The 424-nt window shown below is 56.8% G+C and carries 1 protein-coding gene; it reads right to left on the bottom strand.

Features of this window, described 5'->3' with window-relative positions:
* Nucleotides 1-424: thiamine pyrophosphate-dependent enzyme (locus SB822_RS55085; protein WP_410858846.1), on the bottom strand; the 424-nt coding region annotated here is incomplete at both ends.

Raw genomic sequence — 424 nt, 5'->3', positions numbered from 1 at the left:
CGGCATCGAGGTTGCCCGGCTTGTCACAACGGATACCATGTGCGCCATAGGCTTCAGCCAGCTTCACGAAATCCGGCATCGCCTCGGTATATGAGTGCGACAGGCGATTGCCATGCAGGAGCTGCTGCCACTGGCGCACCATGCCCATATACTGGTTATTCAGGATGAATATCTTGATTGGCGCATTGTGCTGGATGGCAGCCGACATTTCCTGAATGCACATCTGGATCGAGGCATCGCCCGCGATATCGATAACCAGTGCATCAGGGTGTGCGATCTGTACTCCGAGCGCTGCCGGCAGTCCGTAACCCATGGTGCCGAGGCCACCAGAGGTCAGCCAGCGGTTCGGTTCCTCGAAGCCATAGAATTGCGCAGCCCACATCTGGTGCTGACCAACTTCCGTGGTGATGTAAGTCTTCCGATC

This window comes from Paraburkholderia sp. SIMBA_054, from assembly GCF_046534875.1.
GTDB lineage: Bacteria > Pseudomonadota > Gammaproteobacteria > Burkholderiales > Burkholderiaceae > Paraburkholderia > Paraburkholderia hospita.
This window is presented reverse-complemented; position numbering and strand designations above follow the sequence as displayed.